Here is a 12,452-nt window from a genome sequence, read left to right on the forward strand (position 1 = left end):
CCCGGTCCCGTTGCCCGGTCCCGTCGCCGAATCCCGTTGCCCGGTCCCGTCGCCGAATCCCGTTGCCCGGTCCCGTCGCCGAATCCCAAGGACCAGTGCGGCGGAAGGCTGCCTCCATCCTCGGGGCTGAAGCCGGGCGCCGTAGGTCGATGCGTCCGGTGGCCGGCTGCCCGGGCGTGGACCAAGTGGCGGCACGGCGCCATCCCCGAACCCTGGCTCCTGGGCGCATGGCACCCCGAGCCCGCGACCGGCCGCGATCCGTACCCATGGGCGCGACGATGGGGTTGAATGGACAAGGTGACTTCATCCACCGGATCCTTCGTGCCATCCCAGTCGACAGCTACGGCGCTTCCGCGCCGTCAAGTGCTTCGGTCAGCCGGCATTATTGCCGCTGGCGCCACCCTCACAGGTATTTTTTCCACCGCTCTGCCGGCGCATGGCGCCACTGGCCACTTCCAGCACGGGATTGCCTCGGGCGATCCCTATCCGGAGTCGGTGCTGCTGTGGACGCGGCTGACTCCGGAGGCAGTCGCGACGCCCGGCTCGGGACTCGGCGGCGATGCCCGGATCCGCTGGGACGTAGCCGCCGATTCCGATTTCCGACGGGTGGTGGCAGGCGGATGGGCGCAGACGGGTGCCTGGCGGGACCACACCCTCAAGGTGGTGGCCGCCGGGCTGTCGCCGGGTACGACCTATTGGTATCGGTTCAAGTTCGGCCAGGAGTACTCCCCGGTGGGCCGGACACGCACTGCTCCGGCGGCCGGTGCGGCCGTGGACCGGTTGCGGATGGGCGTGGTCTCATGCGCCAATTACCAGGCCGGCCACTTCGCCGCCTACCGGCACCTGGCCGACCGCGGCGACCTGGACCTGGTGCTCCATCTGGGCGATTACGTCTACGAGTACGCACCCGGCGAGTACCAGGCGCGTGACATCGTTGTTCGTCCCCACGATCCGGCCGTGGAGATGACCACGTTGGAGCATTACCGTCGGCGCCACGCCCAGTACAAGACGGACCCTGAATTGCAGGCACTGCATGCCGCCGCGCCGTTCGTGGTGACCTGGGACGACCATGAATTCGCCGACGATGCGTTCTCCTGCGGCGCCGCGAACCACACCGAGGGTGCCGAAGGAAGCTGGGCAACGCGTTCGGGGCACGCCAGGCAGGCTTACGCGGAGTGGATGCCGGTTCGCTACGAAACCGACGGGCAGCTATACCGCAGGCTGGAGTTCGGGTCGTTGGCGAGCCTATCGATGCTGGACCTGCGCTCTTACCGGAGCAGGCAGGTCGACAGCCAGGCAGAGCCCGCCATCGACGATCCCGACCGGACCATGACGGGCACGGAGCAGATTCACTGGCTGCTGGCCGGGCTCGGCAATGACACGCAGCAGTGGAAGCTGGTGGGCAACCCGGTCATGATGACCCCGGTCCGGATCCCTTCCACGCTGAACGCGCAGGAGCTGCATGCCTTGGGCGAACTGATGGGGGACGGCAATATCGACGGCGTTCCCTACAACGTGGACCAATGGGACGGCTATGTCGCCGACCGGAACCGGGTCCTGGGGCATCTGCGGGACAACGCCGTGACAGACACCGTCTTCCTGACCGGTGACATCCACTCGGGCTGGGCCTGCGATCTTCCGGCCGACCCGCTGACCTACCCGCTCACCGGCCGTTCCCTCGGCACGGAACTGGTGTGCACGTCCGTCACCAGCGACAACATGGACGACATCCTTCGGGTTCCGGAGCGCACCGCCTCCCTGTCCGTCGAATCCGCCATCAGGGCGCTGAACCCGCACATCAAGTACCTGGATTTTGATTCGCACGGATTCTCGGTACTCGAGGTGACGCCGGCCGAAGTTCGGATGGACTGGTATCGGTTGGCAGACCGTACGGACGCCGCGTCGCCGGCGCAGCGGACGGCGTCCTGGACAGTGGCTGCCGGTACACAGAAAGTCCGCCGCACAGGGGAAGGAATCCTTGGATGAGCCCGGCGCGGCCCTCGCGGCAGCAGCGGAAAGGCAAGGGCCCGGGAATTCCGCGCCCAACGCCCGGCTAGTGCGCGCAAGCCCCCCAATCCGCACCAAAAAAAGACCGGGCGGGGCACCCTTTCATGGGGGTTCCCCGCCCGTTCTTTCATGCCGCCATTGGGTCGCGGCCGGATCGCGGGGCCGTTATCCGATGATGCTGATCGGCGGTTCGTTCTCCAGCTCCTCCTCGCGCGTGAGCTTCTTCATGTTGGAGGTCAGCGGGGAGCCGTCCTCGCGCTGCAGCGCAAAGACCGCGTCGATGGACGGCTCGCCCTCCAGCACCGGCCCCTGGCCGTCCAGGGCGACAGACACCTCCGGATTGCCCGGGGACACCGTGTATTGCACCCCGCGCACCCTGAACGAGGCCTCGTCAGCGCCTTCGCGCAACGACGCGGTCAGGGACCGCGCCTCGAGCCGGAAGTGCACGGAGGAGTCGTTGCGGCGCAATGAGAACTCCAGCTCGTCCCACTCCGCGGGCAGCCGCGGGTCGAAGAGCCACTCCCCGGTGTCGTCGCGCAACCCGGCAAAACCGTAGACCAGTGCCGCCCACACCCCGCCGGTGGAGGCCACGTGCACCCCGTCGGCCGCATTGCCGTGCAGGTTCAGCAGATCCACGTTCAGCGCGTGCTCGAAGTAGTCGTAGGCCAGGTCCTGGTAGCCGACCTCCGCGGCGAGGATCGCCTGCACCGTGGCCGAGAGCGTCGAGTCCCCTGTGGTCAGCGGGTCGTAGTAGTCGAAGTCGGCACGTTTCTGCTCCGGCGTGAAGTCCGAGGAACGCAGCCACAGGGCCAGCACCGTGTCCGCTTGCTTGAGCACCTGGAAGCGGTAGATCACCAGCGGATGGAAGTGCAGCAGCAGCGGGCGGTGCTCCGGGCCGGTGCCCGGCACGTCCCAGACCTCCCGGTTCAGGAACCCTGCGTCCTGCGGGTGGATCCCCACCTTCTCGGAGAACGGGATGTGCATGGCCAGCGCGGCGTCGGACCAGTCACGGACTTCCCGCCGACCGATGTCCAGCTCCTCGACGATGCGCGCATGCTCTTCGGGGAATTCCTCCTTCAGGTAGCCCATGAGGTTCACCGCGTAGTTCAGGTTGAAGCGCGCCATCACGTTGGTGAAGGTGTTGTCGTTGACCACCGCTGTGTACTCGTCCGGACCGGTCACCCCGTGGATGTGGAAGCTGCGCCCGGTCTTGGTCTCGCGCCAGAACCCCAGCGAATTCCACAGCCTGGCGGTCTCCACCACGATTTCCGCCCCGCCGCCCAACAGCAGCCCGGTGTCCCCGCTGGCGCCCACATAGCGGGCCAGGGAATACACCACGTCCGCGTTGATGTGGTACTGCGCGGTGCCTGCCGGGTAGTAGGCGCTGGCCTCCTCGCCGTTGATGGTGCGCCATGGGAAGAGGATGCCGTGTTCGTTCAGCGTCGCCGCGCGGCGCCTGGCCGCGGGGATCATCGACACCCGCGCGCGCAGCGCATTGCGCGCCCACTGCGGGTTGGTATAGGTCAGGAACGGCAGCACATAGATCTCGGTGTCCCAGAAGTAGTGGCCGGAATAGCCGTTGCCCGAGACCCCCTTCGCGGAGATCCCCAGCCCGTCGGCGCGGGCGGAGGCCTGCGCCAGGGCGTAGAGGTTCCAGCGGATCGAGCGTTGCAGCAGCGGGTGGGAGCGCACCCGCACGTCGGCGTGCTTCCAGAAATCGGTGAGGAATTCGCGCTGTGCCCAGAACAGCGCATCGGCTCCGCGCGGGACCAGGTGGTTCAGCGCGCGCACGCAACGGTTGACCATCTCCTGCGTGTCGTGCCGCCGCGAGGAGTGGAAGGAGGCGAACTTGTCGATGTGCAGGGCCTCGTCCTTCTCCAGGTAGGCGGAGACGGTGTGCTCGACGCGATCGGGCAGGACGGAGGAGCGCTCGTCGAAGTCGCGGGTGTCCCCGGCGATACGGGTGACATGCGAGATCGCGGCGGCCACCGACATGTGCGAACCGCGCACGTAGTAGCTCAGCGCGCAGATTCCGTCCTGTTCGTAGGTGCCGCCCGGCAGCATCGATTCCTCGCCGCTGCCGGCCGACTTGCGCGGGTCGAAGGGCACCTCGCCGGCGTCCGACTCGGCGGCGGTGGGCACGGGCCTGGCGCGCGGCTGGCCAATCAGCGCCGACTGCACGAAGACGTGCGCAGGGGCGTCAAGCAACCTCACGGTGACCCGGAACAGGGCCAGGTGCCGTTCGGAGAAGGAGACCATGGACCGGGTGCGCACCATCACGCGGTGGCCCTCGGCGGTCCGCCAGAGGGTGTCGGAAATCAGCGTCCCGTCCTTGAAGTCCAGCCGCAGCTCGTCCTTGAGGATCTCGGTGCGCCCGATCTCCAGTGCCTCGTCGTTGATGTAGACGCGCACGGTCCGGGCATCGGGTGCCGGGACCATGGTCTGTCCGGCCTCCGCGAGCCCGAAGGCCGATTCGGCGTGGCGGATCTTCCAGGTCTCGTGCAGCCCGTTGATGAACATCCCGTCGGTGCATTCGCCGATGCCCAGCGAATCGCCGCGCATTCCCAGGAAACCGTTGCCCAGGGAGAAAATCGTCTGTTCCACCGAGGGGTCGATGGGGCGCGGGTGCACCCGGGTGTAGGACCAGGTGTCCAGTTCCCAGTCGTCGCGTGCCTGCTGGTTGACCAGGTCGTCAAGGTCGGTCACCACGATGTCTGCCCCGGCCGCCCGCAGTGCCGCTTCCGGCTGGTCCCGGGCCACTCCCACCACCAGCCCGAAGCCGCCCGAAGCCGCCGCCTGGACCCCGGAGATCGCGTCCTCGATGACGATGCATTCGTTGACCGACCAGCCGAGGTCGCTGGCCGCGGCCAGGAAGGTGTCGGGGGCGGGTTTGCCCGGCAGGTTGCGCGCGGCCGCCTGGTGGCCACCGATCACCACGCTGAATTCACCGCGCAGCCCGGCGGCCTCCAGGACTTCCTCTGCATTGCGGGAGGAGGAGACGACGGCCACCTCGAGCCCTGCCTGCTGGATTTGCCGCAGGTAGGCCAGGGACCCCGGGTAGGGCTCGATCCCCGCTTCGTGCAGGATCGCGCGGAAGACCACATTTTTTCGGTTGCCCAGGGCGCACACGCTGTTGGTCCCGGCGGCATCGGTGTCCTGGCCCCACGGCAGTTCGATGCCGCGGTCGGCCAGCACCGCCGCGACGCCCTCGTACCGGGGCCGCCCGTCGACCAGGGCGAAGTAGTCCGCCTCGGTGTAGGGTCCCTGAACCCCGGCCTCGGCGAAGAAGCCGTCGAAGAGTTGTTGCCAAGCCTCGCGGTGGACCTCGGCGGTGGGGGTCAGCACACCGTCCAGGTCAAAGAGCACGGCCTTGAAATCCCGGCGCCGATAGGCGGCGCCGGTGGCGAGGGCTTCACGCATGGTGTTGAATTCCCTTCTCTGTCTCGTGGCGGCTTCCGGACCCCGGCGCGTGCTGGGGCGATCGGTTGCGGCGCCGCCACAACGGCTATTCCCGCGGCCGCGGATAGGGGGGCGTATGTGCTCCCCCCGGTTCGCGCCGGCGGGCCTTACACGCTCCAGCCTAGTCACCGATCAACTCGCGCGTGAAGCGCGCGGGACAATAAGACGGTTTCGCACGTGCCTGCGCGACGCCGGGCAAGGATCACCCCCGCGGCGGGGGCGCCCGCCTCGGCCGTCGTCGGGCGGGACAAGGAGGAAACAAACCTGATGGTTCGGTATTCGTGCCCAAAACTTCAAGTCAATTCGCAATTGTTACCCAGCTTTTATGGTCCCAACCCTTGAAAACCATCTACCGGCTCTACAAGATGAGCAGTAGAAGAGCCTCGAGAACTTCACCATCCAGGGGCGCTTCACCTTCATGGGGGACTTCACGGTGATCCTGCCGGGGGGACGTCCGTCCCCGCCTGCCGGTGCTGCCGCGGAGGCAGGGGCCGGCGGATCGTACTCTTCCCCCGTCCCAAATGTACCGGGCGGCAACTGCCACCCGACCGAGCAGGAGGAATGATGAAAACATTACGACGGGGAAAGGCGTACGCCTCCGTGGCGGCTCTCGGCGTAGCCGCATTGGTTCTCACCAGTTGCGGTGGCGGACCGGGAGCCCCGGAAACCAGTCCGGCGAGCACCAGCGGTGCCACTGCCACCGGCAAGTCGGAGGTCACCCTCTACGGCACCATCGCCGATGCGGAGGCCAAGCTGCTCGAGGAATCCTGGGCCGATTGGTCGAAGGAGAACAACATCACGATCAGGTATGAATCCTCCAAGGAGTTCGAAACGCAGATCGCCGTCCGCGCCCAGGGCGGCAACGCCCCGGACCTGGCCATCTTCCCCCAGCCGGGGCTGCTGGGCGACCTGGCCACCCGCGGATTCCTCAAGCCCGCTTCCGAGGGGGTCAAGGCGAATGTCGCATCCGGTTGGTCCGAGGACTGGGCCAAGTACGGCACCGTCGACGGGACCTTGTATGGGGCGCCGCTCATGGCAAGCGTCAAGGGCTGGGTCTGGTATTCGCCGGCCGAGTTCAAGGAAAACGGCTGGGAAGTCCCCACCACCTGGCAGGGTTTGCTGGACTTGACCGCGCAGATCGAGCAGGACAAGGGGGAGGCTCCCTGGTGCGCCGGCTTCGGTTCAGGCGATGCCTCCGGCTGGCCGGGCACCGACTGGGTAGAAGACCTGGTGCTGCGCCAGTCCGGCAAGGACGTCTACGACCAATGGGTCGCCAACGAGGTCAAGTTCACCGATCCGCAGATCAAGTCGGCACTGGACGAGGTCGGCAAGATCCTTAAGGACCCGAAGTACGTCAACGCCGGCTACGGCGATATCACCTCCATCAATTCGACCGCCTTCGGCGACGTGGCCGACGTGATGGTCAACGGCGATTGCTCGCTGACCCACCAGGCGTCGTTCTTCAGTGGCTTCATCACCGATGCGGGCGGAAAAGTCGGACCGGATGCAGATGTGTGGGGCTTCGTCACCCCGTCCATGGACGGGGCCGGCAACTCGGTCACCGGCGGTGGCGAGATCGTCGGCGCGTTCAACGACGATCCCTCGGTCGTGAAGGTGCAGGAGTACCTCTCCAGCCCCGAATGGGCCAACTCCCGGGTGAAACTCGGCGGTGTGCTCAGTGCCAACAAGGGCCTGGATCCGGCCAATGCCTCGGATCCGCTGCTTGAGGAAGCGGTGAAGATCCTGCAGGATCCGGCAACGACGTTCCGCTTTGACGCCTCGGACCTCATGCCCGGCTCCGTGGGTGTCGGCACGTTCTTCAGGGGCATGGTCGACTGGATCAACGGCTCGGATTCCGAGACGGTGCTCAATCAAATCGAGAACGGCTGGCCCTCGAGCTAGCTGGCACGAGCGCCCGGTCAGGGACGGGTCCGACCCGACCCTGACCGGCGCCACCGCCACAAGCGTTTCCGTCCCGCTTCCCTGGCCGGGTCAGCCGCCCGGTGCGGCGGACCCGGCACCGGAACTTTTCCGAAAGGCGCAACCGGATCATGACAATGTTCCTGTTATGGCTCAGCACCCTGCCCACACTGGCGCAGATCCCCATCGTCATCGGGGTGTTCCTGGCCGTGGTGGTGCTACTGCTCTTCCTCATCGAGCTGGCGCCGCGACGCGGGCGCAAATACACCATCATCCGCGCAGTTGCCTGCGTCGTGTTCCCGCTGGCGATGGTCGCGATCCTGGATTCCTACACCTGGGCCATCATCGCCGCCGGCTTCCTGGGCCTGCTGTTGTTCTGGCTTGACCTTCGATCGCGGCACGGGGCCGGGTACGTCTTCGCACTCGTGGGGTTCCTCGCCCCAGCACTGATCCTGCTGGCTGCCGGGTTGGTCATTCCGACCATCCAGACCACCATCGCCTCGTTCATGAATTCCCGTGGCACCGAATTTGTGGGGCTGGAGAACTTCGCCTGGATCTTTACCCAGCCGTCGGGCGTCCGCACGGTGCTGAACACCGTGCTGTGGGTGTTGATCGCCCCGGTGGTCTCCACCATCGCCGGACTGGCCTACGCGGTGTTCATCGACAAGTCCCGCGGCGAGAAGTTCTTTAAGGTCCTGGTGTTCATGCCGATGGCCATCTCGTTCGTCGGTGCCTCGATCATCTGGCGCTTTGTTTACACCGATCGACCTGCCGACGCCGAACAGATCGGGCTGCTGAACCAGCTGATCGTCTGGGCGGGCGGGGAACCGGTCCGGTTCCTGCAAAACGAGCCATTCAACACCGTGGCACTGATCGTCGTGCTGATCTGGGTACAAACCGGCTTCGCAATGGTGCTGCTCTCCGCGGCGATCAAGGGGGTGCCCGTCGAGCAACTGGAGGCTGCCGAGATCGACGGGGCCAGTGCGTGGCAGCGCTTCGCCAACGTCACGCTGCCAGGCATCCGTTCCACGCTCGTGGTCGTGCTGACCACGATCTCGATCGCCTCGCTGAAGGTCTTTGACATCGTGCGGACCATGACTGCCGGCGCAAACGACACCTCGGTGATCGCGAACGAAATGTACACCCAGTTCCGCAATTTCGAGGCCGGTCGCTCCGCGGCGTTCGCCGTCATCCTCTTCGTGATGGTGTTGCCCATCGTCATCTACAACGCCCGGCAGATCAAGATGCAAAGGGAGCTGCGCTGATGTCCACGCTTGCCAAGGCCACGCCATTGACCCCCGAACCGGCCAACGGGACTTCCCGGCGCCTCCGAACCGCCTCGCTGGCCAAGTCCCGGCTGACGAATAAATGGGCCACGCTCGCGGCGCTGGTGATTGCCGCGCTGTGGACCATCCCTACCATCGGCCTGCTGGTCTCCTCCTTCCGGCCGGCACAGCTGGTGCGCACCACCGGTTGGTGGACGATCTTTGAAAACCCGGGTTTCACCACCCAGAACTACACCGACGTCCTGCAGGCCGGCAACTCGCAGCTGACCATGGCCGGGTCGTTCATCAACTCCATCGCGATCACCCTGCCGGCCACGGTGATCCCGCTGCTGCTGGCCACCATGGCCGCCTATGCGTTTGCCTGGATGCGCTTCCCCGGCAGGGACCTGCTCTTCATCCTGGTTTTCGCGCTGCAGATCGTGCCGATCCAGATGGCGTTGGTGCCGCTGCTGCGGCTGTTCGCGGCCGGGGAGCTCTTCGGTTACCCGGTCATCGGGGCGTTCGGCCAGGCCGGCTACGCGCAGGTGTGGATCGCGCACACGATCTTCGGGCTTCCGCTGGCGATCTTCCTGCTGCACAACTTCATTGCCGAGATCCCCAACGAGATCATCGAGGCGGCCCGGGTGGACGGGGCCAGCCACGGGCAGATCTTCTTCCGGATCGTGCTGCCGCTTTGTGCCCCGGCCATCGCCGCGTACTCGATCTTCCAGTTCCTCTGGGTCTGGAACGACCTGCTGGTCGCGTTGATCTTCGCGGACGGACCCGTCGCACCGATCACCAAGTTGCTGGCGGAAATCACCGGGACCCGCGGGCAGGATTGGCACCTTCTCACAGCCGGGGCGTTCCTGGCAATCATCGTGCCGCTGACGGTCTTCTTCGCCCTGCAGCGCTACTTCGTCCGCGGTCTCATGGCGGGATCCGCCAAGGGCTAGGGGGGCTGGTTCGACGGGCCAGCATTGGCCAGCTGCCTCGGCCTCACAGGAAAGCCGACGATTCACTGGCTAGGATAGTGGGCGTGGCTCAGTGGATTAAGAATTGGATGGATGGCGAATGGCGCACCGAGGTGCTCGCCTGGGTGGACATGGCCTGTGAGGCATATTCCCTCAAGCGCATAGGAGCACTTCAGGACGCAACTTCGTCGTTCCGCGCCAAGCACCTGCGCGTTCCCACCGACTCCGGAATACTTTTCTTCAAGGCGGTGGCCCCCGGGCAGCTTTTTGAGCCGCCGGTCACCGCCGCTGCAGCCAACCTGGTCCCGGACCGGCTGGTCATGCCCCTGGCGATCGACCCGGAACGCGGCTGGATGCTCTCCCCCGACTACGGTGCAACGCTGGACGGGCTGGCCACCACCCCCGAGCTGTGGGTACGTGCGCTCGGTGCCCTGGGCGCGCTGCAGCGCGAGGTTGTCGATTCCGAGGAGGCACTCTTCGACGCGGGCCTGCAGATCCAGGATCCGGCGTGGCTTCCCGAGGAGTTCAACAACGCGCTCACCCTGCATGCTTCACTTCCCGCCGATCACCCGCTGGGCATTCCCGCCCGCGACGCCGACCACGCCTTCGGCGCACTCAAGGACATCGAACTGGCCTGCGCGGAGCTCATCGCAGGGCCGATCCCCTTGAGCCTGGAGCACGGTTCCTTCGACCGCCGCCGGGTCTTTGCGCCCACCGACGACAAGAGCGCACCGCGGATCCTGAACCTGGGCGACGCACACTGGGCGCACCCCTTTGCCTCGCTGGCCCGGCCCCTTGAGCGGATGCGCATCGATTTCCGTGCCACGGCCGACGACCCGAGGATCCTTGCGGCCATCGGCGCGTACCTTTCCGCGTGGGACGACTACGGATCCCCCGACGAGCTCTACGATCTGGTGGCCCCCGCCCTGCGGATTTCCCCGTTGCACACCCACGAGACCTGGCTGCAACTGCTGGCCGACGCCGACGAGCCGCAGCTGCGCCGCTGGGCGCCAAAGGTGCTGGAGCCACTGGCGTCCCTGGCGACAGCCACCACCTGAGTCCCCCGCCGGCACGCAGTGCACGTTCAGCCGGCGTGCCCGTTTTGCGGCCAGCAGCCGCGTTCGGCCATGACCCGGGCCAGGGTGTCGGCGCGATCGCTCATGAGCCCGTCGACACCCATTTCCAGCAGCCGGTGCATGTCCGATTCCTCGTTGACGACCCACACATGGACCTGCAGCCCGGCGGCGTGGGCCTTGGAGATGAACCTCGGCGTCACCACGCGGACGGGTCCGCGACTTTCGGGGACCTGCAGGGCCGCCAGCTCCCGGAATGCCGCACGCGGCAGCCGCGGCGGGCCAAGCTTGGCCAACAGCACGGCCGCCGCGGTCCCCATCACGCCCGGGCTGGCGGCGACAGCCGGCCCGGGGAGCCCCTCGCGGGCGAGCAAATGCTGGACTTTGCGCCGGCGCCGACCGCCGAAGGAGGCGACGAGCACCCTCGAGTGCGCGTCATGGCCGGCAATGGCATCGGCCAGTAGCGCGGCGGAGGCGGCATCTTTCACATCGACGTTGAAGTGCGCCTGCGGGAACGCCCGGAGCAGCTCGTCGAAGGTGGGAATGGGTTCGCCGGCAATCCGCAGTCCGGAAAGTTCGGCCATGGTGCAGTCGGCCAGCTTGCGCTTCTCCCCGGCAAGCCGGGCCAGATCCTCGTCGTGGAACACCACCAGCACCCCGTCCCTGGTGGAACGGACGTCGGTTTCCAGGTAGCCGAACCCCAGGTCGTGTGCCGCGGCGAAGGCCTTCAGCGTGTTTTCCGCCCCGTCGGGCGCGAAGCCGCGGTGGGAGAAGGCCAGCGGGGAGCCGGCCAGCGCGGAACCGACGGTGTTCAGCAGGAAGGGTGCGGTGCCGACCCGTGCGGTGTCCATCGCGTTCCCTTCATCGGTTCGGATCGAGGTGTTCGCCGCCGCCTGGCAGCGGCCGGGCCCGGGGCCCCCATTTGCTAGCCCGGTTCCGGTACGTGGCCGTTGCGCGCAAGGATGCCCTCCAGGATGCAGGCGACCCCGTCGTCCTCTACCCCCGGCGCCCGGTAGGCGGCTGCGTCCAGCGCCGATGCGTGCCCGGAGGCCATCGCGTACCCGTGACCGGCCCAGGCCAGCATCTGCAGGTCGTTGGGCATGTCCCCGAACGCGACGACTTCCCCCGGGTCGATCCCCAGGCCCGCGGCGTATGCGGCCAGCGCCACCGACTTGTTGACATCCACGTGCGCCATTTCCAGCAGCGAGACATCGAACGCGGAGTGGGTCACCGAGACCAGGTGGTCAAGGTCCGCGGCAACGGCAGCCATGAAGTCGTCGGCATTCCGGGTGCGCGACTTGGCCAGGAACTTCACCACTCCCTCCTCGCGCAACGACTCCGAGCGCAGGTCAAGGGCGTCAAAGGTTTCAAGCCGGGAGGTCTCGGCGCTGTCGGCGAAGCCGGATCCCAGGTGCAGGCCGCGGGTGGTTTCCGCGGCGAAGGTGGCGCTTGGTTCGGCGTGCAGGATGATCCGGCGGGTTTCGATGAGCAGCTCGGGCTCGATGGTTTCGGCGCTCAGCAGCCGCTCGGTCTCCAGGTCGTAGAGCACCGCTCCGTTGGAGCAGATCACGGTGCCCAGATGGCCGAAGGCCGCGCGGACCGGTTCGAGCCAGCGCACCGGCCGTCCGGTGACGAACACGATGTGCATGCCCGACTCGCGGGCGTGCTTGAAGGCCTCGATGGTGCGCGGGGAAATCGTCCCGTCCGCGCGAATAATGGTTCCGTCCAGGTCGCTGGCGACCAACCGCACATCCATG

Annotated in this window: 8 protein-coding genes; 5 read left to right on the top strand and 3 right to left on the bottom strand. The window is 66.8% G+C overall.

The window, feature by feature from the left end; genetic code table 11:
• The first annotated feature begins 297 nt into the window (after positions 1-297).
• The gene (locus OIU93_RS15725; protein ID WP_264271009.1) at positions 298-1,986 is read left to right on the top strand and encodes an alkaline phosphatase; all 1,689 of its coding nucleotides are present in this window, start codon (positions 298-300) and stop codon (positions 1,984-1,986) included.
• Between the two features lie 186 nt (positions 1,987-2,172).
• Here OIU93_RS15725 and OIU93_RS15730 read toward each other — a convergent pair whose 3' ends face one another.
• Positions 2,173-5,427, bottom strand: coding sequence for an HAD-IA family hydrolase (locus tag OIU93_RS15730; protein WP_264271010.1), 3,255 nt, complete (start codon positions 5,425-5,427; stop codon positions 2,173-2,175).
• A 603-nt stretch (positions 5,428-6,030) separates the two neighbouring features.
• Between OIU93_RS15730 and OIU93_RS15735 the strand changes: the two genes are divergently transcribed.
• From OIU93_RS15735 to OIU93_RS15750, 4 genes are all read left to right on the top strand, one after another.
• Positions 6,031-7,368, top strand: coding sequence for an ABC transporter substrate-binding protein (locus OIU93_RS15735; RefSeq protein ID WP_264271011.1), 1,338 nt, complete (start codon positions 6,031-6,033; stop codon positions 7,366-7,368).
• 149 nt (positions 7,369-7,517) lie between these two features.
• Positions 7,518-8,651, top strand: a complete 1,134-nt coding sequence (locus tag OIU93_RS15740; RefSeq protein ID WP_264271012.1) for a carbohydrate ABC transporter permease — start codon at positions 7,518-7,520, stop codon at positions 8,649-8,651.
• Positions 8,651-9,604: a carbohydrate ABC transporter permease gene (locus tag OIU93_RS15745; RefSeq protein WP_264271013.1), complete on the top strand. Its 954-nt coding sequence runs from the start codon at positions 8,651-8,653 to the stop codon at positions 9,602-9,604. Before OIU93_RS15740 ends, OIU93_RS15745 begins: the two co-directional genes overlap by 1 nt.
• Before the next feature lie 83 nt (positions 9,605-9,687).
• On the top strand, positions 9,688-10,680 hold the full coding sequence (locus tag OIU93_RS15750; protein ID WP_264271014.1) for a hypothetical protein: 993 nt from the start codon (positions 9,688-9,690) through the stop codon (positions 10,678-10,680).
• Between the two features lie 26 nt (positions 10,681-10,706).
• Here the strand turns inward: OIU93_RS15750 and OIU93_RS15755 are convergent, their stop codons facing one another.
• A complete protein-coding gene (locus OIU93_RS15755) occupies positions 10,707-11,546 on the bottom strand; it encodes a glycerophosphodiester phosphodiesterase family protein (protein WP_264271015.1) in 840 nt (279 codons plus the stop codon).
• A 74-nt stretch (positions 11,547-11,620) separates the two neighbouring features.
• Positions 11,621-12,451 (bottom strand): HAD family hydrolase, encoded by an 831-nt coding sequence (locus OIU93_RS15760; protein ID WP_264271016.1) that lies wholly within the window; start codon positions 12,449-12,451, stop codon positions 11,621-11,623.
• Between the last annotated feature and the right edge of the window lies 1 nt (position 12,452).

The sequence above is a fragment of the Paeniglutamicibacter sp. ZC-3 genome (genome assembly GCF_025847175.2).
In the GTDB taxonomy this organism is placed as follows: domain Bacteria; phylum Actinomycetota; class Actinomycetes; order Actinomycetales; family Micrococcaceae; genus Paeniglutamicibacter; species Paeniglutamicibacter sulfureus.

Coding starts and splice junctions, on each gene's coding strand:
- OIU93_RS15730 (WP_264271010.1), bottom strand. CDS start 5,427: ATGCGTGAAGCCCTCGCCACCGGCGCCGCCTATCGGCGCCGGGATTTC.
- OIU93_RS15740 (WP_264271012.1), top strand. CDS start 7,518: ATGACAATGTTCCTGTTATGGCTCAGCACCCTGCCCACACTGGCGCAG.
- OIU93_RS15755 (WP_264271015.1), bottom strand. CDS start 11,546: ATGGACACCGCACGGGTCGGCACCGCACCCTTCCTGCTGAACACCGTC.
- OIU93_RS15745 (WP_264271013.1), top strand. CDS start 8,651: ATGTCCACGCTTGCCAAGGCCACGCCATTGACCCCCGAACCGGCCAAC.
- OIU93_RS15760 (WP_264271016.1), bottom strand. CDS start 12,451: ATGGATGTGCGGTTGGTCGCCAGCGACCTGGACGGAACCATTATTCGC.
- OIU93_RS15735 (WP_264271011.1), top strand. CDS start 6,031: ATGAAAACATTACGACGGGGAAAGGCGTACGCCTCCGTGGCGGCTCTC.